This window comes from Paenibacillus sp. 01T424 (genome assembly GCF_056398745.1).
The window spans coordinates 71,762-93,520 of record NZ_JBFTPZ010000025.1 but is presented as its reverse complement, the minus strand read 5'-3'; the positions used below and the strand labels follow the sequence as shown (position 1 = coordinate 93,520).

Genomic DNA, 21,759 nt, shown 5'->3' with positions numbered 1-21,759 from the left:
ACGAAGAACGTTATTTTAGGACTGTTTTGGGGTAAACATGCTTATAAGCGAAAGGAGCTGATGAAGCATGTTAGATAATGAAAACAAGCCGCAGGAGGTTCCTGAGACAAATCCAGGACAGAAGCCGGAAATTATCCCCCCGGATTCGCCGGTAATTAAGCCCGACCAGCCTATTCCGGAAATTGAGCCGCAGACGATCCCGGAAATTAAACCGGAGGTTGAACCTGAGATCAAGCCGGACATTCCGCCTGAGGTTCCACCAAAGCAATACTAGAGTTAACGTTCATATGCAATCAACAATTAAGGCCGGATTTCTCCGTAAAAGGAGGAGCTCCCGGCCTTTTTTTGTTTGTATATTTGTCCAAACACCACAAGTTATGGCTCCATATACTGCTTAGAGAATAGGTTATGGAGGTGTGAAGCAATGATTACGATTAGTTTATGCATGATTGTAAAAAACGAGGAGCAAGTACTGGAAAAATGCTTAAACTCCGTCAAAGACCTAGTTGAAGAGATCATAATTGTAGATACGGGATCAACAGATAAGACAAAGGAAATTGCAGCTAACTACACAAGTCGAATCTTTCATATGGATTGGAATGACGATTTTTCGGCTGCGAGAAATTTTTCTTTCAATCATGCTACTCAAGATTATATTTTATGGCTCGATGCAGACGATTGGCTTCAAGAAAACGATAGAACGAAGCTCAGCTTTCTTAAACAAACGATAGATCCAACTGTGGACTCCGTCAGCATGGATTATTATGTTGGATTCGATCCTCTTGGACAGCCTACAGCTGTCATTCAAAGAAACCGGCTGGTGAAGCGTTCCAAGCAATTTCAGTGGCATGATCCCGTGCATGAATATTTGGCAGTTGAGGGACATGTGATCTTCTCTGATATTGCTGTGAGTCACGGGCGCGTCCATACAAACTCGGAACGAAATTTGCGTATTTATGGAAGAATGCTTGCGAAAGGAGCCGTTCTCTCCAATCGGCAATTGCTGCATTATGCAATGGAGTTAACCGCTAATGATTATTTTGAAAAGGCAATTGAGATTTATGAAGCTATTATTTCTAATCGCGCAAGCTACTTTGAAGATCAATTGCTAGCTTGTGATCGAATGGCTCATTGTCATCATGAGCTTGGCAATAAAGAGCAGGAGCTGCTTTCTCTTATAAAAACATTCAACTATGATATACCGCGTGCTGATTACGTATGCCGTATCGCTTATTATTTTCAGGAAAACCATGATTATGAGAAAGCGATTAACTGGTACCAATTGGCACTGAAGCTGGAAAAACCAGAAAAACGTCTGCTTGGCATTAATCACATGGCTTGGACATGGTTTCCCCATTTGCAGCTAGTGGCCTGTTACGGCAAGTTAGGAAAACTAGAGCATGCGTATAAACATAATGAGATTGCTCTTTCGTATGCTCCCACGGATACAAACCTATTAGACAACAAACGATTGCTAGAGCAACGACTGGGCAAAAGAAAGGCTGGAAGCTAGCAGGATTATAACAAATCTACTTTTTATTTTTTATAAAAACAGCCTGTTTCATCTTTGCTAGACAAGTACCGTCTCTATTAATCAATTCGATCCATATAATAATGTATTGCTAGAACAACTAGTTTTGTTACCAGCTAAATAAATAGGGTTAGAAGGAGGGAAAAGCATGACTGTTACAAGAGCAAGGAAGGTAAAACAGAGCAGCAAAAGACTTATTTGCAAAGAAGTTGTCTGCAAGCGACCTGTCAGCAAGAAATTGATCTGTAGGCCAGTGAGAAGACGCAAATCCGCGTTCAGAGCTGTTTCTGGAATCGATCAGAATCTTCTTGATGGTACAACTGCCAAAGTTCTTTATCAAGTGGAAGAACTGGATCTCAACAATGAATACAACCCGGCAAACTCAACTTTTCGTCCAAAACAAAAAGGCGTTTACGCTCTTTTTGCAAGTGTCTTCTTTCAAACGGTTACGGTCACAACCTATACGCTTGATTTGGAGATAAGAGTAAACGGCGTGCCAAGAATTTCTGATCAAGAAGATTTTACAAATACAAGCGGCATTATTGAGGCCAGTGGTCTTGTACAATTGCAGGCTCGTGATCGAGTACAGGTTTTTGCCACCGTTTTGAATAAGAATGTCCAAATCCAGAGCGGTTTATCTACTCGGTTTGAAGGAGCAAGAATAAACTAAAAAAGTGCCTGGGGGTTTCCTCTAGGCACTTTTTTACAAGCTTAGCTAAAGTGAAGTGATTTCCTTCACGGATCGACGAATAATCAGCTCTGCCGGCAAAACGATTTTTTTCCATGGCAGCGCGGCTTCACGCTCTTGTATGCGGTCAACTAGCATTTGCATGCCCATGTAGCCGAACTGATAAGCCTGCTGAGCGGCTACGGTAAGGAATGGTTCTACTTCTGAATAAGGTCCAAGATCATCAAAGCAAACGATGGACATATTGTCAGGAACGCTCATTCCGCGTTCACGGAACAGTCGTAAAATTTCTACAGCAAGCACATTGTTGCCTGCAACGATAGCCGTTGGAGGAGGGGAGAGCTGATCGAACCACTGGCCCATTTCGGTCAAATCGTTTAAAGGACCAAAGCTGGTCTCAAATACATATTTCTCGTTGTAGTCCAGGTCATTGAGCTTCATGCCGTCTTGATAGCCTTGCAGTCTTAATCTCGCACTGGAGATGGAGGAAGAACCATTCACCATCGCTATTGTGCGATGCCCTTGTGAGGCTAGATGCTCAACAAGCCTTCTTGCACCGTCTCTGCTGTCACCAAGCACGATATCGCAATCAATGCCTGGCACCTCACGGTCGAGCAGCACAAATGGCACATTATGCTTGCGCAGCGAATTTAAATGAGGAAGAGAGGGATCGCCAGCAGGAGCGACAAGAACGCCGTCAACGCGAGTCGTCAAGATGGTCGTCACATAATCGGCTTCTTTTTCCAGATTTTCGTCGCTGTTCCCAAACAGCAGACGATAACCCGAACGTTTGGCAGCATCTTCCGCGCCGCGTGCGAGCGTCGTATAGAAAGGGTTCATAATATCAGTTATGAGCAGGAATAGCAGCTTCGTTTGTTGGAGTACGAGGCTTCGCGCCGTTTGATTCGGAACATAACCCAGCTCCTCCATAACACGAGTTACCTTCGTTCTCGTTTTTTCGCTTATTTTACCAGTGTTATTGATAACTCTGGAGACGGTCATAGCGGAGACGCCTGCCTTAGCGGCTACATCATATATTGTTACCATTTCGTAATCCCCTTATGGATAAATCGTAGATTCTATCATACAAAAAAGTAGTCATTGACAGCAAGCCTTATTGTTGTTATTTTAATGTTATCGGTAACATTATTATAACATAATGGAGGTTTTAATATGACAGATACTAGCTTTCGTTTTCAATCAGGGTTTCCAAAGATAGGTATTCGACCAACAATTGACGGAAGAAGAAAAGGCGTTCGCGAATCGTTGGAGGAACAAACCATGAACATGGCAATCGCGACAGCTAAGCTTTTATCGGACAATTTGCGTTATCCAAACGGCGAACCGGTTGAATGTGTCATCGCTGACAGCTGTATTGGCGGAGTAGCTGAAGCTGCAGCCTGTGCGCAAAAATTTGCAACCTCTGGCGTAGGGGTATCGATAACGGTAACGCCTTGCTGGTGCTACGGCACGGAAACGATGGATATGGATGCAAGCATTCCGAAGGCGGTATGGGGCTTTAATGGGACAGAACGCCCAGGCGCGGTGTATCTGGCAGCTGTACTATCGGGTTACGCGCAAAAAGGGCTTCCAGCCTTTGGCATCTATGGTGAGCATGTTCAAGATTCTGGCGATACTTCCGTTCCGTTTGATGTTAAAGATAAACTGATTGGATTTGCGAAAGCAGGCCTGGCGGTTGCTTATATGCGCGGTAAATCGTATTTGTCGATGGGTTCAGTATCTATGGGTATCGCCGGTTCAATCGTAAATGACGCTTTCTTCCAAGAATATCTTGGCATGCGTACCGAGTACATCGATATGACTGAATTTGTACGCCGTATGGAAGAGAACATTTATGATACAGCGGAGTTCGAGAAAGCGCTTACCTGGGTGAAGGAGAACTGTATCGAAGGTGCAGATAACAATGCTGCGGATATCCAGACGTCAAGAGAGCGTAAAGATGAGGACTGGGAAACAGTTGTGAAAATGACGCAAATCGCCCGTGATCTGATGATTGGCAACCCTGAGCTTGCCAAACTTGGCTTCGGCGAGGAAGCTGGCGGCCATAACGCGATCGTAGCTGGATTCCAAGGGCAGCGGCAGTGGACGGATCATTTTCCAAACGGTGATTTCATGGAATCCATACTTAATTCATCCTTCGATTGGAACGGCATAAGGGCGCCTTATATGGTAGCTACGGAAAATGACAGCTTGAATGGCGTGGTTATGCTCTTCGGATATTTGCTTACGAATACCGCTCAAATTTTTGCCGATGTCCGTACGTATTGGAGCCCAGAATCTGTGGAGCGGGTCACGGGACACAAGCTGGCGGGTGCAGCTGAGAACGGTTTGCTCCATCTGATCAACTCCGGTTCAGCTACGCTTGACGGAACAGGAGAGCAGACGAAGGATGGCGAACCGGTCATGAAGCCGTTCTGGGAAATATCGGAGGAAGAAGCGCAAAAATGTTTGGATGCTACGTCATGGCGGCCAGCTTCGGTCGAATATTTCCGCGGAGGCGGTTACTCCTCTGATTTCTTAACGCGCGGCGGCATGCCGATGACAATGTCTCGCATTAATTTGGTGAAGGGCATTGGCCCTGTACTACAAATCGCAGAAGGTTATTCGGTAGAATTGCCGCAGGATGTCCATGACACACTCGACAAACGTACCGATTCGACGTGGCCGACAACATGGTTTGCACCAATCTTGACGGGTGAAGGGGCTTTCGGTTCCGTTTATGAGGTAATGGATAATTGGGGTGCAAATCACGGCTCTATCAGCTATGGACACATCGGCGCTGATTTAATTACGCTCGCTTCGATGCTGCGGATTCCGGTTAATATGCATAATGTTTCGAGAGAACGTGTATTCCGCCCAAGAGCATGGGGATTGTTCGGTACGGCGAATCCAGAGAATGCCGATTACCAAGCTTGTCAAAATTTCGGGCCTATCTACAAATAAATCGGAGGTTTTACAATGAGCAGCACGGACATTCGCAACGAGCTATGCAAATATGCTCGCAAAACAGTAACGAACAAGCTGGTTGTAGGGCCAGGCGGCAATATTAGCGCGAAGTTTGAAGGCAAAATGTATCTTTCGCCAAGCGGATTTGCTCTTGATGAGGTTGAGCCGCATCAATGGGTCGAGGTAGATATTGAGACTGGGGAAATAACAGATATCGGTCTTCGTCCATCATCTGAGGTGCTGATGCATCTATATGCCTATCGTGCTAATCCGGATATTGGAGCAATCGTCCATACGCATCCGCCATATTGCATTGCATTCACGTTAGTTGAGCAGGAGCTTCCAATCATGTTTCCAGATCAAGCAGCGCTCGTTGGCAAGACGGTGTACGTTCCCTATGTGCTTCCGACGACGGATAAGCTCGCTGATGCATACGTAGCGAAAGTAAATGAAGCAAGCTCAGTACTGCTTGGCAACCATGGCTTAGTAACGTCTGGTCGCAATTTACGCGAGGCTTACTATCGTACGGAGGTCGTTGAGGAAAGCACAAAAATTTATTTGATTGCCAAGGCGATTCGTGAGCCGAAGGTGCTGACGACAGAAGAGTTTGAAGAGATCGCATCGCTGGAGAGCGAAGCTTACCGCATCGAATTACTGCAAAAGATGAAGTGAATCGATGCCCATTCGTGAAGCGCCAGCTTTAGTTAAAGGAGGCTTTAAGCATGACGAAGCTTGCGACTGTGCTCGCGTTTGATTTGGGCGCAAGCAGCGGCAGGGCGTTAATCGGCGAGCTGCTGCTTGATAATGCAAGCGGTCAGCGCTCGCTGAAGGTGACGGAAATTCATCGTTTTCCGAATCAGCCGGTGGCTGTACACGGCCATTTGCACTGGGATATTTTACGCCTGCTGCAGGAGCTGAAGTTTGCCATTCGCAAAGCCTTTCAAGAAGGCTACGCTCCGCAAACGTTCGGCATTGATACATGGGGCGTAGACTTTGGGCTGCTCGATGATAATGGCGAGCTGCTAGGCAATCCATATCATTACCGTGATTCGCAAACAGATGGAATAGTAGAAGAGCTGCTCGAACGGTTTGGCAAAGACCGGTTATATGAGCAGGGCGGCTTGCAATTTATGCCCTTTAATACGATAAACCAGCTGTATGCGATGAAGAAAGCGGCATCGCCGAAGCTTGCGGCAGCTAGAACGCTGCTGCTAACGCCTGATTTGCTTGCTTATTTCTTAACAGGCGTGAAGGTGTGCGAGTTTACGATGGCGACGACTACGCAGCTATACAAGCCTAAGGAACAGCAATGGAATATAGAGTTAATGGATGAGCTGGGCATTCCGAATCGGTTGTTTCTTGATCCGATTCATCCGGGTACGAAGATTGGGCAATTAACGGCAGAGGTTTGCGCCGAGCTGGATGTCCCTCCGATTACAGCCGTTGCTGTTGGAACGCATGATACCGAATCAGCGGTTGCAGCTGTTCCTGCGGATGGTGAATCGGGCTTTGCATATCTAGTTTGCGGAACATGGTCGCTGCTTGGGACCGAGCTTGCAGGTCCAAACGTCTCAAGAGAAGCGCAAGATCTTGATTTCTCTAATGAAGGAGGCGCTCAGGGAACCTATCAGCTGCTCAAAAACATTATGGGACTTTGGATATTGCAAGAGTGCAAACGGGAATGGGAGGAGCAGGGGAACGATTGGACGTTTGCAGAAATCGTGACGCAAGCCGAAGCCGCTGAGCCTTTCCGCAGCTTTATCCATCCTGACGATCCGATGTTTTTTGCACCTTCCGGCATGATCGGGCGCATACAAGCTTATTGCGAACAAACGTCCCAGAAGGTTCCGCAGTCTATAGGAGAAATTACACGCTGCATTTTGGAGAGCTTGGCCTTAAGGTATCGGCAGGCGCTGGCTCAAATGGAAGAATTGACGAAGCAGCGTTTTGATGGCTTGCATATGGTTGGCGGTGGCATTCAGAATAGGCTGCTTTGCCGCCTAACGGCTAATGCGATTGCCCGTCCGGTTTGGACGGGACCAGTAGAAGCAAGTGCGATTGGCAATATGCTCATGCAGCTCGTCGCGCTGGGCGAATGCGGCAATCTTCAAGAAGCAAGGAAGCTTGTAGCAGCATCGTTTAAGGTAGAGGAATTTGCTCCTGAGCAGCAGAATGAGTGGGATTATGCGTTCGAAGCTTATGAGCGTGTTGCTAGAGTCATATAACTCATATGGTTATATCGATACCGGGAGGAGGAGGTTAGCATGCTGATTGGGATATCGAAACTGATTTCTCCAGAGCTGCTGAAGGTGCTCAGCGAAATGGGACATAGCGACGAAATCGTGATTGCCGACGGTAACTTTCCGGCGGCAAGTCATGCCAAGCGGCTCATTCGTGCGGATGGGCATGATGTACCGGCGCTGCTTGACGCTATTTTGCAGCTGTTCCCTTTAGATCAATATGTTGAGAAGCCAGCAGCACTTATGCAGGTGGTTCCGGGTGATACGGTTGAAACCCCAATTTGGGAGCAATACCGCTCGATTATCGAGCAGCGTACCGGTCTATTGGAGCCATTTGAGCAGGTCGAACGTTTTGCATTTTATGAGCGTGCGAAGCAGGCTTATGCGGTAATCGCTACAGGCGAGAGTGCGCTTTATGCCAATCTTATTTTGAAAAAGGGCGTTATTTAAGAATAGCTGACTAATTATGCATCATATTATGGCTTTATATTTGGAGGCTGCCTTCACGGTTAAATACCGAGGGCAGCCTCTTTCTATCTCTAGAACTAGACAGCAAGCCAGCCATCTACTATGATTTGTATATGAAACCGCTCTCATAAAAATATCCTATTTTGTCGGCAGGAGGAAAATAGGTTGCGCAAATCGATAATTGTTAGCTTGTTTGCAGTGTGCTTGGTCATCTTGTTTTTTACGTTAACCTCCATGGTTAAAGTGTTCTCCTCCGAATTGATTGAACCGGCATTGACGGCAGAGCAGCATAATAGCTACCGCCTTGTCCTCATAACGAGGGAGCTAGATACCCCTTTTTGGGCGAAGGTGGAACGAGGCGCTAAAGCTGCAGCAGAGCAAAATGGTGCAAGTCTTGAGGTGTGGGGGACATATGGCACAAATCGGGATGATTTTCTGAAAAATATTGAGGTTGCGATTGCTTCTAAAGTAGATGGAATCATCGTGCAGGGGCTTGATACAGACGAATTTAAAAGTTTAACAAAGGTGAAGGCGGCAAGTAGAGGTATCCCCGTCATAACCGTAGCGAACGATGTGCCGATGAACGAGAGTTTGCGCAGAACGTATGTAGGCTCGGATCATTTGGAAGCGGGGAGCATGATCGCGCGGCAGATGGTGTCGGATATGGGCTTTGTGGGCAAAGTGGTTTTGATGGTGTCGGATCGTCAGGAATACTTCCAAAGAACGCGCTTAACGGGCATATTGAATGTACTGAACTCGTACCCAAAGATTATAACCAAGATTGTAGCTGCAGGAGATTCCCGTGAGGATGTGGCGGCGGCAACAAATGAACTGCTTAATGAGGAACCGGATGCGGATGCGTTCATCGCCGTTTCGGCGAATCATGCGGGTTCGATTATTCAGGAGATTAGCAAGCGAATGCGAGTGGACAACTTTTTTATCTATTCGTTCGATGATTCACCAGAGACGCTTACTTTGATGCAGCAAGGAAAGATAGATGCCTTAATTGCGCAATCACCAGAGGCGATGGGCGAGGAAAGCGTCGCTCTCATGATCAAATGGCTGACAGGCGAGCAGGTTCCGCTAAACCCTGACGGTTATTTCACAGATATTCGTGTCATGCGGGCGGAGGATGCCAAATGAACAGCATTCAGCGTAAAATATTGACGATGTCTTTAATTGTGCTGTTTATAATGGTTACGATTTGGATGGTGCTCACCTACTATAATCAGAAGACGCAGGAGCAATACAATGATATTTTGCAGCGTTACTTGCGCATGAATGAGGTGACTGATCGCAGTCATCAGACGATTACGGCATTAAATGATTATTTGCAGAAGCCAACAGCACTTAAGCAGCAGACGCTGAATCAAAGCAAGGAAAACATAATGATGGCAAAGCAGCAAACGATAAGCCTTCGAAATAAGGATAATACGTTTACGCTGACGAGCTTCATCAATATGATTGATAGCTTGGTGGCGTCGGCGGATTTGTCAGTCATGTTTTTGGAGCAAGGCAATGGGGAGCAATCAGCTGAGAAATTTGAGGAAGCGACCCGCATCGACAAATACATAGCAGAAACCACAGTAACGCTCATCGACAAGGAAGTACGGACGTACGATGCTTTTTACCGCGGCATTATCGAACAAAGCGCGGAGCTGAAGCGGCTTGGCATATGGCTGCTTTCACTAATCACGATTATGCTGCTGCTGTTTACTTATTGGTTTTCGCTTAGCATTACAAGACCTATCCAGAAGTTGACGATAGCTGTAAAAGAATTATCGCGCGGCAGATTCGATAAGCCTATAGCAGTACACTCCAACGATGAAATTTCATTCCTCGCCAAAACCTTTGATCGCATGCGGATCAATATTAACAATCTCATCTCCGAGATTCAGCAGAAGGCACAGCTCGAAAGCGAGCTTCAGCAGAATAAGCTGCTCCTGAAGGAAAGCCAGCTTATTAGCCTCCAAAGCCAGATTAACCCTCACTTCTTATTCAACACCTTAGATATTTTATCCAAAAAAGCATACCTAGACGGCTCGGAGGAAACGAGCGATCTGATTGCCAACGTTGCAGGCTTGCTTCGTTATAATTTGCGCCGGCTAGACCGGGCAGTCACACTTGAGGAAGAGCTGTCTGTCATATTGAAATACATCGAAATTCAAAGCGCGCGTTTTACAGATCGGCTTAGATTTGTACTGGAGGTGGATGAGAGCTGCCTGCAGCTGCTGCTGCCTTGCTTGACGCTTCAGCCCATTATCGAAAATGCAGTCATCCATGCAGTTGAGCCGCTTGAGGATGGAGGAACGATTTCACTTCGCATCTATGAGAAGGATAATCTTGTTCTTATTGAAATTGAGGATGACGGCACAGGCATGACGGCGGAGAAGGCCAATCATATTTTGACAGAAGGCGGAAATGCGGATGGTGTAGGCCATTCAACGGGGATCGGCTTCAGCAACGTAGTGAAACGGCTGCGGTTGTTTGTTGGTGACGACGACGTTATTGAAATAAGAAGTGCGCCGCAAGAGGGCACGAAAGTAACGATAAAAATGCCAATCGTAGGGAGTGCAGCTGAGCATGCTGAAATTGTTAATCGTTGACGATGAGCAAGTAGAACGGGAAGGCTTGCAGGCTATTTTGCAAAAAGGTTTTCCTTCTTGTCAATTTATGCAAGCAAGAAATGGGGCTAGAGCCATCGAGACGGCAAGCGAGTGGCAGCCTGATCTTATATTGATGGATATCAAAATGCCCGGCGTTAACGGCATCGAAGCAATCGAGAAAATCTCGGTTTTTCTGCCTTCGGCCAAATTTATTATGGTCACTGCGTATGACACGTTTGACTATGCAAGGCAGGCTATTAAGCTTGGGGTTAAGGATTATTTGCTAAAGCCAAGCAAGGCAAGTGAAATCACAACAACGATTGGCAAGGTCATAGAGGAGATTATGCGTGAAAAAAGCGAGATTGCGATTAGGCAATACGAGGAGGAAGCGCTGAGGAAAGTGATGCCTATTGTCGAATCAGATGTTGTGACACAGCTGCTCTTCGACCATGTGCATGATGTCCATATCGACGATATGCTGAGGCTGCTTGGCAGAGAGCGGACAAGCGAGGCATTTGTTATGCTCGTCATGCTGCCAATCAATGCAACGTCAGAAGTGCTCTATGGCCAGATTAAAGCAAGGGTGAGACAAGCTGGAAGCGGCTGGGTAGGCGCGATGTCTGCGCGGCAAATTCCAATTGTCATTTTTCGAGATGCCGGTAAAACCTATCGTGCTCAAGCAGCCTCGCTTGTCCAGCAGTTTTTACTGCTGCGGCAGCGCGAAGTTGGCGGAGATTTATTTGTTGGAATCGGAGATTCCTATAAGGGGTTAGAAAACGTGAAGTTGTCATATCAAGAGGCTTTGCTTGCAACGGCCAACGCCTCGCTGCCGGCGAAACATCAATTTTATAGTGAAATCGAATCGCGCAGTCCCTTTGCGGGAGGGTATCAAGATAAACAAACGGAAAAACAATTCGTCGATCACATTCGATTAGGGAAGTGGGATATTGTACGCAAGATGGTGATGGAGCTAATCGTCGTCCATGATCAGCATCATGCTTCCTTGGAGCAATCTGCCCAATGGGTGCTGGAGCGCTTATGGGTCATTTCCCGTGTCGCAGAGGAGATGGGGATCGAAGTGGAGAAGCCGTTATTTTCGTTCCAAGTGACGCAGTATCAGCAGCTGCGTACAGAAACGGAAAGCTTGCTTACTAAGCTGATCGAAGGTATCGTCACTCATCAGAGCAGGGTACAGCCGGATGCGGCTTTGCAAATGAAGCAGTATATCATGGAGCATTCAGAGAAGGATATATCGCTGGAGCTGATGGCGCAGCGATTTGGCTTAAGCCCTTTTTATATGAGCAAAATGTTCAAGGATCAGGAAGGCATGAATTATATCGATTTTTTAACCGAATGCAGAATTGAAAAGGGCAAGAAGCTGATGGCTGATCCCGATCGAAGCTTAAAGGAAATTACTTATGAGATTGGCTATAATGATCCTAATTATTTCAGCAAGGTGTTCAAAAAGGTATGTGGAGTATCGCCGACCGATTACCGTAGAGCCATCCTTGGCAAAAGAGCCTAAGCAGGGCTGTTCGCCTTAAAAAAATGCAGACGATAGCAAAAGAGTACTGGAAGATGGCGGCTCTCTGCTTCCAGCGCGATGTTATATTAGAAATGTAAGCATTTACATTTTTTTATAAAAGGGAGCGAAGAAAATGGGGAAACGGTTTACAAGAGGCGGGGTTGTATCGCTTGTACTAGCTCTAATCATCGTAATATCGGCATGCTCTAGCGGCAATGGCAACAATGGGAACGCGGGGTCTAAGTCAACCGATAAAGAAGCAACAACAAAAACGAACAACGTAAAGTCAGGCGACGACAAAATTGTAATCGGCCTTTCACTCGATACGCTGCAAGAGGAACGCTGGCAGCGCGACCGTGATTTGTTCATCGCAGCAGCCGAGGCGCTTGGCGCTAAGGTAGAGGTGCAAGCAGCAAACAGCGATGACGCGAAGCAAATTTCTCAAGCCGAAAACTTAATAAGCCAAGGTGTAGATGTGCTGGTCGTCGTCCCTCATAATGCAGAAGCAACGGCAGCGATTGTAGAAAAGGCTCATGCGGCCGGTATTAAAGTGCTCGCTTATGATCGTTTAATCAAAAACTCTGATTTGGATCTATACATCTCCTTCGATAACGAAAAGGTAGGCGAAATGCAGGCTGAGGCGATTATTAAATTGGCTCCAAAAGGGAAATTCGTATACATCGGAGGTGCCGAGACGGATAATAACGCCCATTTATTTAAAAAAGGCGCATTTAATATTTTGCAGCCGCTCATCGACAGCGGTGACATCCAAATCGTATTCGATCAATGGACAAAGGATTGGAACCCAGCTAACGCGCTGGCTAATATGGAGAACGCGTTAACTGCTAATGATAACAAAATTGATGCTGTAGTCGCAGCGAATGATGGTACAGCAGGCGGTGTTATTCAAGCGCTTGCAGCGCAAGGGCTTGATGGGAAAATTCCTGTTTCTGGCCAAGATGCCGAGCTTGCGGCAGCACAGCGTATCGTTGAAGGAACACAAACGATGACGGTATACAAACCAATTAAGGATTTGGCTGAGAAAGCGGCCGACCTTGCAGTGAAGATGGCCAAAGGCGAGGATGTAGGCGCTGATAAAACAGTTAACAACGGTAAAATTGATGTGCCGTCCGTGCTGCTTAATCCGGTAGCTGTAGACAAAACGAACATGGATGCTACCGTCATTGCAGACGGCTTCCATTCCAAGGACGATGTTTACAAAAACGTGAAGTAGCTGCTTGACTAGGTAAAGGGGAAGAAGCGGGGTGCCATGACGCTCTTCCCCTCTTTGCCATTTGCGGAGGTGAGGAAGGAATGACGGCGGTATTAGAAATGCGTAATATTACGAAGCAATTTCCTGGCGTTAAAGCGCTGAACGACGTGACCTTTTCGGTAAAGAAAGGAGAGGTGCATGCACTCTGCGGTGAGAACGGAGCAGGCAAGTCGACGCTCATGAAGGTATTGAGCGGTCTATATCCGCATGGCACCTACGATGGGCAGATACTCATTAACGGTGAAGAGAAGCGCTTCGATAAAATAAAGGATGCGGAAGAGGCGGGCATTGCAATCATTTATCAGGAGCTTGCTCTAGTGAAGGATTTATCGATTGGCGAAAATTTATTTCTCGGCAAAGAACCAGCGGTATTCGGAATTATTAACTGGGAGCGCGTATTCAAGGAGAGCGAGCGGTGGCTGAAGGAAGTAGGCCTTCTTGATGTGAATCCAGAGCAATTGATCGGCAGCCTTGGCATCGGCAAGCAGCAGCAAATCGAAATTGCAAAGGCATTGTCCAAGAAGGCGAATATTCTTATTCTCGATGAACCTACAGCTGCTTTAACGGAGCAGGAAGTTGATATATTGCTTAATATATTGCGTGAATTTAAAAAACGCGGCGTTACTTGCATTTACATTTCACATAAGCTTAACGAGGTGTTTGCGATTGCAGATACCGTTACGGTACTGCGGGATGGTCTGGCGGTTGGCACATACGACGTGTCAGATGTGAATGAGGATAAAGTCATTTCACTGATGGTTGGACGCGAGCTCAAGGAGCGATTCCCGCGGGTGGAAGCAAAGCCCGGTGCAGTCATGCTTAAGGTGACGGATTATACGGTTATGAATCCGGAGCGGCAAGGTAAAAAAGTAATCGATCATTTGAGCTTTGAGGTGCGCAAAGGTGAAATATTAGGCATTGCCGGGTTGATGGGAGCGGGGCGAACGGAGCTGGTCATGAGCTTATTCGGTTCTTATCCAGGTCAAAGCAACGGATTGGTTGAGATCGACGGGAAACCTGTAAAGATTAAGCATACGCGGCATGCTATAAAAGCTGGTCTGGCGCTCGTATCGGAGGATCGAAAAAAGTATGGGCTTGTTCTTGGCATGGATATTAAAAGCAATGTCAGTCTAGCAAGCCTTGCAGCTATATCCTCAGGCGGGGTGCTTCGCCCTAATGAGGAAATTGCGGCAGGCAATCAATATTTGAACTCTTTACGAGTGAAAGCGAATTCAGTGGAGACGATTGTAGGAACTTTAAGCGGCGGCAATCAGCAGAAGGTCGTACTCGGCAAATGGCTGATGACGAATCCGAAAATTTTAATTTTGGACGAACCGACGCGGGGCATCGATGTGGGCGCCAAATTTGAAATTTATAATATTATGAACGAATTGCTTATGCAGGGCGTGTCCATCATTATGATATCGTCCGAACTCCCAGAGCTGCTAGGCATGAGCCACAGAATTATCGTCATCGCAGAAGGAAAACAGACAGGTGAGTTTAAGGCAGAGGAAGCAACGCAAGAGATGATTATGACGGCTGCTACGGGAGGAAAAGGACGATGAGCATGAATCAAGAAACGGTGATAAGCCAGACAAAAATGAAGCAGCGGCCGCAATGGCTGAAATTTGACGCACGCGCATATACGATGATCGGGGCATTAATATCAATTTGGGTTTTATTCTCGCTGCTGCATGACCGGTTTCTATCGCCGACGAATATATCAAACTTGTTTCTACAAATGTCGGTTACCTCTATACTGGCTATCGGAATGGTGCTCGTCATCGTCGCAGGGCAAATTGACTTGTCGGTAGGCTCCTTAGTTGGCTTAACGGGTGGTATCGCAGCAATTCTAAACGTGTGGTACGAGTGGAATACGATACCGGTTATTTTAGCTACCTTAGGTGTGGGTGCGGCGATCGGTTTTATTCAAGGCTGGATTATTGCTTATCGGGCGGTGCCGGCGTTTATTGTAACACTCGGCGGGATGCTCATTTTTCGGGGTATTTTGTTTGGTACAACCGGCAGCGTTACCATTGCTCCGCTGACGCCATCGGTGAAAGCCATTGGTCAATCTTATGTGGGGGATATTATCGGATGGATATTTGGCATTACTGCTTTAGCCGTTGCGGGATACCTTGTCATGCGAAAGCGAGCAGCAAGAGCTAAATTTGGCTTTGATGTTGAGCCGTTTGCCGTCAGCGTGCTGCGATTAGGCGTCATTGGCGCCATTGTTATTGGATTCGTTTATTTAATGAACAGCTACAAAGGTATTCCTGTTCCATTCGTTATGGTTATTGTGCTGGCGCTTATTTTTACGTTTATATCAAAAAATACGACCTTTGGCCGTCAAGTATATGCGATTGGCGGCAATCCGGAAGCTGCGCGATTATCAGGCATTAATATTAAGCGCCGCATATTGCTCGTGTTTGTTCTCTGCAATACGCTAGCAGCCATAGCTGCACTAGTGCTGACTGCTCGCTTAAATGCAGCAACAATGAGTGCAGGTCAGAACTATGAGCTGGACGCCATTGCGGCTTGCGTAATCGGCGGAACGAGCTTGATGGGCGGTACGGGCACCATCGTTGGCGCGATTATCGGAGCTCTCGTAATGGCCAGCTTGGATAACGGGATGAGCTTAATGAATCTTGAATCCTTCTGGCAATATATCGTAAAGGGCGGCATACTGATTCTTGCGGTGTACGTCGATATTTACACGCGGCAGCGCAAGAAGGTTTAAATGTGAATTCAGGCAATGAGCTAAGCTTGAGCATCAGGGAGTTTTGCTGGGAAACCTTTTCTCCCTGATGTCCTGCTAATCTATCATTTGAAATATTCCTCGCGCAAAAGACTGTAATAAGCGATGTCCTCATATACATCCCACTTTAGAAAATGCTGGCGGAAAGTGCCTTCGTATGTCATGCCGTTTTTTTTCATAACGCTTGATGAGGCAGGATTTTTTGTCATGGCAGCTGCAACAATTTTATTAAGTGCAAGCTTCTCGAACCCAAACTGTAAAACTCGTTTGACGCCTTCCGTAGCATACCCCTGATTCCAGTACCGTTTGCCTAACCAATAACCAAGCTCAGCTCTTTTATGATTATTATTTATTGTCATGCCGATGCTTCCCATAAATGTATGGTTTCCTTTATCGATCAGAGCAAATGTGTAGCCTGTCCCTTCTTGACCAATCTCAGCGCGACGGGCAATAAAGGCAGCAGCTCCGCCTTCCGGATAAGGATAAGGAATATTTAGAGTGGTGCTTGCAACATCAAAATCGTTTATTAGCTGATGTAGTTCCTCGGCATCTCCAGCCTCAAATGGTCTGAGTATTAATCTGTCGGTATGAAATACAGTCATAGCATGCATCTCCAAATTGTAAATTTTAATTAAGTATAAAGAAAAATATGGAAGTTGCAAGGGTTTCTCATTGATTATTTAGAGCGATACAGCATTCGAAAGGCTTTTGGTTTCGTGCTTGTGTGTTTCGTGAAGCAGCGAACAAAATAAGGAAAGGAGCCGAAGCCTATTTCTTCGGCAATTTTGCCTATAGGTTCATTCGTGTGGATAAGCAGCCGCTTCGCTTGCTCAATACGGTGGCGCGTGAGGTACTCAAGGGGAGTACACCCAAAAGTTTTTTTCATGCAAATCGCAATATAATTGGGGTGGAAATGCAGCTCCTCTGCCATTTTCTTATAGCTGAGCGGGTCTTGATAGCTGCGCCGCAGGAACAGAGCGGTTGCTTCGGCAATTTGCAAATAAGGACTATCCACCGCCGATTGATTTTGATCCTGAAGCAGCTGGAGGAGGAGGTGAAAAATTTGCTGCTGGGTCCAGCGCGATTGAGCTGAGGGCTGCTCCTGCAGCTGCAGCAGCTCGCGTATTTTCTCTTCAATGGCATGGGGGACAAGTACACGCTTCTGCTTTGGAAGCTGGAAAGGGAAATACTCGATCGGAGCAAAGGGCTGCCCCTCCTGTGAAATGGAGAAAGGAAGCCGTTCATGTGATTCACTCCAATCACCGACCGTTTGAAAGTGCAGCCAATAAAAATGGGTTTCCTCGCTGCAGGGCATAGTCGTTCGATGAGAACGGTCAGGTCGAAAAATAGCATAATGGCCTGCCGAAATATTAAACTCCTGTCCTTCTTCCTCCATATATAAACTACCGCGTGTTACGTATATAAGATCGAATACGCCAATGTTTGAACGATCAGCATGTCTGCCAAGTATAGGATAAGTGTCCTCGCCGCCTTGAATGAAATGAGGCATGGGGGGACAAATGAATTGTAACATTCAGGCTTCACTCCTTGCTTAGTCATTACGGGATAATCATATGCGATGATTGCAGTTTGAGTAAAGATGCTATAAAACAAAGATGTTGTGATTGGATAAAAAGTGGTTGAGATCAGCTATCCAATCGGGCAAGTCCCGCATGGTATATTCGGTATGCATCCATCATGGCATGAAGGAGTGGTACAGAAGCATGGAACAATTACATGAAGCATTTGGGGCGCTGCCGCTTGGCAGCATTAAGGCGGAAGGCTGGCTGTATAATCAGCTTCGAATACAAGCGGATGGACTTACGGGTCATCTGGAGGAGCATTGGGCGGATGTAGGCCCGAACAATGGTTGGATAGGAGGGGAAGGAGAAAGCTGGGAGCGCGGTCCCTATTATTTGGACGGGCTGCTGCCGCTTGCGTATATACTGGGCGATGAGAAGCTGATCGCGAAAGCGAACCGTTGGATAGAATGGTCGCTCGCCAGCCAGCAGGAGAATGGCTTTTTTGGGCCTGCACATATTACAACGGTTAATAATGACCTGGATAAGAAGCAGGACTGGTGGCATTTCATGATTATGCTTAAGGTGATGATGCAATATGAGGAGGCAACGAGCGATGAACGAATCGTTCCATTCCTTAGCAAATTTTTCGGTTATGTAAGCTCGATTATCGAAGAGCAGCCTTTGCGCGGCTGGGCGAAGTCGCGCGGTTCCGAAATGCTGTTATGTATTTTATGGTTATATAAGAAGACGGAAGATGCCGAGCTGCTCAAGCTGGCTGATATTGTTGCCAGTCAAACACTGGATTGGACGGATATTTTCCATAACTTCCCGTTCTGGAGAAAAGTGGAGCAATGGGATTTTCGGACACATGTTGTCAATGTGGCGATGGGCATCAAGATGCCAGGCATTTTATATGAGCTGTATGGTGAGAGCGTTCAGCGTGATGCGGTTCATCGCGGCCTAGACAGCTTGATGACTCATCATGGGCAAGCGCACGGCATGTTCTCCGGCGATGAATGGCTGTCGGGTACACATCCGAGCCAAGGGGTTGAGCTCTGCGCTGTCGTGGAGTATATGTATTCGATGGAGCAGCTTACTCGGATTTTTGGCGAAGGGCGATTCGGTGATATTTTGGAGAAGGTGGCGTTCAACGCGCTGCCAGCTACGATTTCCAAGGATTGGAGCGCGCATCAGTATGATCAGCAGGTGAATCAAATTGTTTGCAATGTAGCGCCTAGAAATTGGAGCAACGGGCCAGATGCCAATTTATTTGGCTTAGAGCCTAATTTTGGCTGCTGTACATCAAATATGCATCAGGGATGGCCGAAGTTTGCTTCACATATGTGGATGTCGGATGCTGCAGGCGGCTTGGCAGCTGTATCGTATGCTCCATGCCATGTCCAAACGTCAGTTGCAGACGGCGTTGCAGCTGAGGTGCGAGTAAGCGGACAATATCCGTTCCGTGATGAAGTGACGATCGAGCTAGTGCTTGAACGTTCCGCTACTTTTGCTATTTCGCTGCGTGTGCCGGAATGGTCGATCAGTCCGAGCCTGCTTGTGAATGGTGAAACTATTATTTTAAACCCAGCAAAAGGTTATGCGCGAATTGAACGAGAATGGCAAGACGGTGATAAGCTGCTGCTGAAGCTGTCTATGGAGGTTCGTACCGTTTCTCGTAATTTGTACGCAGTAAGCGTAGAACGTGGACCACTAGTCTACGCTCTGCCGCTGGTGGAAAACTGGCAGCTGCTTAGGCCGCGTGAACGGTTTCATGACTGGGAAATATACCCGGGTTCTCCATGGAAGTATGGCCTGCTTGCGGACACCAGCTTTGAGGTAATGGTGAGCGAAGAGGCGATTCCCTATCAGCCGTTTGATGCGGCTGCTGCGCCGATCCGCTTGAAAGCAAGCGGCAAGCTTGTTGCAGAATGGCGGATGGAAGGCAACAACGCGGGAACTCCGCCTCTCAATCCGGATACAGAGGGTCAGCCGGTGACTGAGCTAGAGCTAGTGCCATATGGCAGCGCGAAGCTGCGAATCGGTGAATTCCCGCTGCTTGGAGAGCGAAAGCCGGTTATTCGGAGATAAGCAAAGTGAGATCGAGCTTTACAACAAAATGGCGGTGCAGGAGTTGTTTCTGCACCGCCATTTTTCTATTAAGGCTATATTTTATACTTATTTCTCCATCATTATTTTTTCTTGAAAAACGCATTGAAAAGTTCAGCTGTTTTTTTCTGGTCAGGCGAGATCGAGAAGAGAACAAAATCTCCGTTGCGCAGGATTTGATAGTTTAAAGCTTGTTCGTATTGATCTTGCACATAGGTTTCGAATACTTTTTGCACAGCCTCCGCACGTTTCTTGAACAGAGCTTCAATGTCGGAAAAGTCTTTCTCTGACTTGAGCTGAACGACGGAAAACTCTCCAGCTTGAATCATTATCATCGGTTGATAGAAAATGCCGTCAATCAGCATCGTTTCCGGGTCTATGCCATAGCTGTCTTTTATTCGTTCGCCCTCAACTTCCGAAAGCGACCCAAGCCCTGCATCGGCTTTTATTTTGGCTGCGATATCAGCAACGGTGACCGCACCAGATGGATTGCCTGGATCTGGTTTCGTCGTCGGCTTCGGTGTAGGAGACGGCGTAGCAATCGGCAGGGTGGATGGCTTCGATGTAACCGTTGGTTTAATGATCGGCTTCTCGGTTGGTGTCTCAGTGTTTGGCTTCTCAGTCGGTACTGGAGAGGCTGGTTTCTTGGTCGGCTTTATGGTTGGCAAAGGTTTAGCTGAGGCTGCAGGTTTCTTCGTTGGTTTCGCAGTCGCAGCAGGTTCATCAGTCTTTGCTGGTTGTTTAGTTGGTGCAGGTGTGGCCGTCTCTACAGCATCCGTTGGAGCTGTGGTGGCTGTCGGCGCTTCAGTAGTTATATCCTCAGTCGCAGTAGGGAGTGGTGCCTCGGTAGGCTTGTCCGTTGCGGTATTTCCACCTGATATTGAAGAACTGCTCTCATCATTATTCAATGGTTTGCCGGCGCTGCTGCAGGCAGCTGTAATGACCGTTATGAGTATAACCATGGATATGACGGAGAAGTATTTCGTTTTAAGCATAAACATCCAATTATCTCCTTTAATCATCGTTGTAAGTAAGACGCAGGGAAAGGCCAAAAGGTTGCTGTACGCTCATCTGCCGCTATTGCAGCTTACGTGCCTGCGAGGGGGTAATCCCTTTGTACTGCTTGTATAGCTTCGTAAAATAGTTCGGATTCTCACAGCCTACCTTTGCTGCAATTTCAGTAATCGTATCATTGCTTTCGCGCAGCAGCCGCTCGGCTTCGTTCATGCGATTGACATTGACATATTCGACGAAGGTGCGTCCTGTCAGCTTTTTGAACAGCTTGCAAAAATGATAGGGATTGAGGCTGACTTGCTTGGCGGCCTGTTCAATCGACATTTTTTCGCGAAAATCAGATTCAATACGCTGAATGAGCAGCTTGAAGCGGTCGCGATTGACAAAGTATGGTTCCGCCGGCATGCCTACCAGCTGACGCTCGATGAAAGTGCGGGAAAGAAGCGTAAATAGAGCATACAGCTTTGATTTGACGATAAGCTGATAGGCTGGCGGCTTGGCAATCAGCTCGGTAATTGCTTCTTCCAGCAGCGAGTAATGCTGAAGACAGGACTCATCCTGCTCGGCCGGCTTTACGGGATAACGAAGCCTACCCTCCAAGTAAGGCGCAACAAACTGCGCATGCAGCGGATCATGCACCCAATCATTGAAGAGGGAAGCGTTGAAGACGATACAATCATAATAAATATTGTCGTAACCCAGTGCATAGCCGACATGAAGCCCGCCGCCTGGGATGAGCAGCACTTCTCCTGGCTTGACGACAAATGGACGGCTGTCGATATGGAAGAGAGCATTGCCTTCTCTCATGATGATAATCTCGAAATGCTCATGCCAGTGTAAATAAAGGAAACATTCATTTGGCGTTACATTATAGGCACGGTTTTGGAAGAGCTGAAATGGATACGCTTTTTGCTCTAGACGCGTATTTTCCCATAGCTCTTTCGGATAGCTCATCTACAGCACCTCCAACACAAGATTCGACTAGTATTGCGCAAGATTGTATAGAGAAATATGCAAAACTCCTAGTTATAATGAAGTTGTTGAGAATACTATAAGCCAA

19 protein-coding genes are annotated in these 21,759 nt (G+C 46.9%); 14 read left to right on the top strand and 5 right to left on the bottom strand.

Annotation, left to right across the window (positions count from 1 at the left end):
* Nucleotides 1-67: 67 nt before the first annotated feature.
* The 3 genes from AC1DPK_RS19125 (at nucleotide 68) to AC1DPK_RS19115 (ending at nucleotide 2,201) form a co-directional block, all read left to right on the top strand.
* Nucleotides 68-274 carry a hypothetical protein gene (locus AC1DPK_RS19125; protein ID WP_477511335.1) on the top strand — a complete coding sequence of 69 codons (207 nt, stop codon included), beginning with the start codon at nucleotides 68-70 and terminating at the stop codon, nucleotides 272-274.
* 150 nt (nucleotides 275-424) lie between these two features.
* Nucleotides 425-1,513, top strand: coding sequence for a tetratricopeptide repeat-containing glycosyltransferase family 2 protein (locus AC1DPK_RS19120; protein WP_477511334.1), 1,089 nt, complete (start codon nucleotides 425-427; stop codon nucleotides 1,511-1,513).
* A gap of 166 nt (nucleotides 1,514-1,679) precedes the next feature.
* On the top strand, nucleotides 1,680-2,201 hold the full coding sequence (locus AC1DPK_RS19115; RefSeq protein WP_477511333.1) for an ABC transporter permease: 522 nt from the start codon (nucleotides 1,680-1,682) through the stop codon (nucleotides 2,199-2,201).
* A 45-nt stretch (nucleotides 2,202-2,246) separates the two neighbouring features.
* On the opposite strand, the gene AC1DPK_RS19110 is transcribed toward AC1DPK_RS19115, so the two are convergent.
* Nucleotides 2,247-3,266 carry a LacI family DNA-binding transcriptional regulator gene (locus AC1DPK_RS19110; RefSeq protein WP_076266721.1) on the bottom strand — a complete coding sequence of 340 codons (1,020 nt, stop codon included), beginning with the start codon at nucleotides 3,264-3,266 and terminating at the stop codon, nucleotides 2,247-2,249.
* Between the two features lie 126 nt (nucleotides 3,267-3,392).
* On the opposite strand from AC1DPK_RS19110, the gene AC1DPK_RS19105 reads away from it, so the two are divergent.
* The 10 genes from AC1DPK_RS19105 (at nucleotide 3,393) to AC1DPK_RS19060 (ending at nucleotide 16,038) form a co-directional block, all read left to right on the top strand.
* On the top strand, nucleotides 3,393-5,183 hold the full coding sequence (locus tag AC1DPK_RS19105; protein WP_477511332.1) for an L-fucose isomerase: 1,791 nt from the start codon (nucleotides 3,393-3,395) through the stop codon (nucleotides 5,181-5,183).
* Between the two features lie 15 nt (nucleotides 5,184-5,198).
* Nucleotides 5,199-5,858, top strand: coding sequence for a class II aldolase/adducin family protein (locus AC1DPK_RS19100; protein WP_339203676.1), 660 nt, complete (start codon nucleotides 5,199-5,201; stop codon nucleotides 5,856-5,858).
* A 50-nt stretch (nucleotides 5,859-5,908) separates the two neighbouring features.
* Nucleotides 5,909-7,411: a rhamnulokinase gene (locus AC1DPK_RS19095; RefSeq protein WP_477511331.1), complete on the top strand. Its 1,503-nt coding sequence runs from the start codon at nucleotides 5,909-5,911 to the stop codon at nucleotides 7,409-7,411.
* 39 nt (nucleotides 7,412-7,450) lie between these two features.
* Nucleotides 7,451-7,876, top strand: a complete 426-nt coding sequence (fucU, locus tag AC1DPK_RS19090; protein ID WP_441881533.1) for an L-fucose mutarotase — start codon at nucleotides 7,451-7,453, stop codon at nucleotides 7,874-7,876.
* A gap of 183 nt (nucleotides 7,877-8,059) precedes the next feature.
* On the top strand, nucleotides 8,060-9,037 hold the full coding sequence (locus AC1DPK_RS19085; protein ID WP_441881530.1) for a substrate-binding domain-containing protein: 978 nt from the start codon (nucleotides 8,060-8,062) through the stop codon (nucleotides 9,035-9,037).
* A complete protein-coding gene (locus tag AC1DPK_RS19080) occupies nucleotides 9,034-10,500 on the top strand; it encodes a sensor histidine kinase (RefSeq protein ID WP_441881527.1) in 1,467 nt (488 codons plus the stop codon). The genes AC1DPK_RS19085 and AC1DPK_RS19080 overlap by 4 nt, the downstream gene beginning before the upstream one ends.
* Entirely contained in the window at nucleotides 10,478-12,025 is a 1,548-nt protein-coding gene (locus tag AC1DPK_RS19075) for a response regulator (protein ID WP_477511330.1), read from the top strand. Before AC1DPK_RS19080 ends, AC1DPK_RS19075 begins: the two co-directional genes overlap by 23 nt.
* Nucleotides 12,026-12,158: 133 nt before the next feature.
* Nucleotides 12,159-13,259, top strand: coding sequence for a D-xylose ABC transporter substrate-binding protein (xylF, locus tag AC1DPK_RS19070; protein ID WP_441881521.1), 1,101 nt, complete (start codon nucleotides 12,159-12,161; stop codon nucleotides 13,257-13,259).
* A gap of 80 nt (nucleotides 13,260-13,339) precedes the next feature.
* Nucleotides 13,340-14,863 (top strand): xylose ABC transporter ATP-binding protein, encoded by a 1,524-nt coding sequence (locus AC1DPK_RS19065; RefSeq protein ID WP_477511329.1) that lies wholly within the window; start codon nucleotides 13,340-13,342, stop codon nucleotides 14,861-14,863.
* Nucleotides 14,864-14,865: 2 nt separating this feature from the next.
* Nucleotides 14,866-16,038, top strand: coding sequence for a sugar ABC transporter permease (locus tag AC1DPK_RS19060; protein WP_441881787.1), 1,173 nt, complete (start codon nucleotides 14,866-14,868; stop codon nucleotides 16,036-16,038).
* 83 nt (nucleotides 16,039-16,121) lie between these two features.
* Here AC1DPK_RS19060 and AC1DPK_RS19055 read toward each other — a convergent pair whose 3' ends face one another.
* A complete protein-coding gene (locus tag AC1DPK_RS19055; RefSeq protein WP_477511328.1) occupies nucleotides 16,122-16,658 on the bottom strand; it encodes a GNAT family N-acetyltransferase in 537 nt (178 codons plus the stop codon).
* 74 nt (nucleotides 16,659-16,732) lie between these two features.
* On the bottom strand, nucleotides 16,733-17,590 hold the full coding sequence (locus tag AC1DPK_RS19050; RefSeq protein ID WP_477511327.1) for a helix-turn-helix transcriptional regulator: 858 nt from the start codon (nucleotides 17,588-17,590) through the stop codon (nucleotides 16,733-16,735).
* 190 nt (nucleotides 17,591-17,780) lie between these two features.
* On the opposite strand from AC1DPK_RS19050, the gene AC1DPK_RS19045 reads away from it, so the two are divergent.
* A complete protein-coding gene (locus AC1DPK_RS19045) occupies nucleotides 17,781-19,667 on the top strand; it encodes a beta-L-arabinofuranosidase domain-containing protein (RefSeq protein WP_477511326.1) in 1,887 nt (628 codons plus the stop codon).
* Between the two features lie 101 nt (nucleotides 19,668-19,768).
* Here the strand turns inward: AC1DPK_RS19045 and AC1DPK_RS19040 are convergent, their stop codons facing one another.
* Entirely contained in the window at nucleotides 19,769-20,686 is a 918-nt protein-coding gene (locus AC1DPK_RS19040) for a DUF4358 domain-containing protein (protein WP_477511325.1), read from the bottom strand.
* 76 nt (nucleotides 20,687-20,762) lie between these two features.
* Complete coding sequence (locus tag AC1DPK_RS19035; protein ID WP_076266735.1) at nucleotides 20,763-21,653, bottom strand: helix-turn-helix transcriptional regulator; 891 nt, start codon at nucleotides 21,651-21,653, stop codon at nucleotides 20,763-20,765.
* Nucleotides 21,654-21,759: the final 106 nt, after the last annotated feature.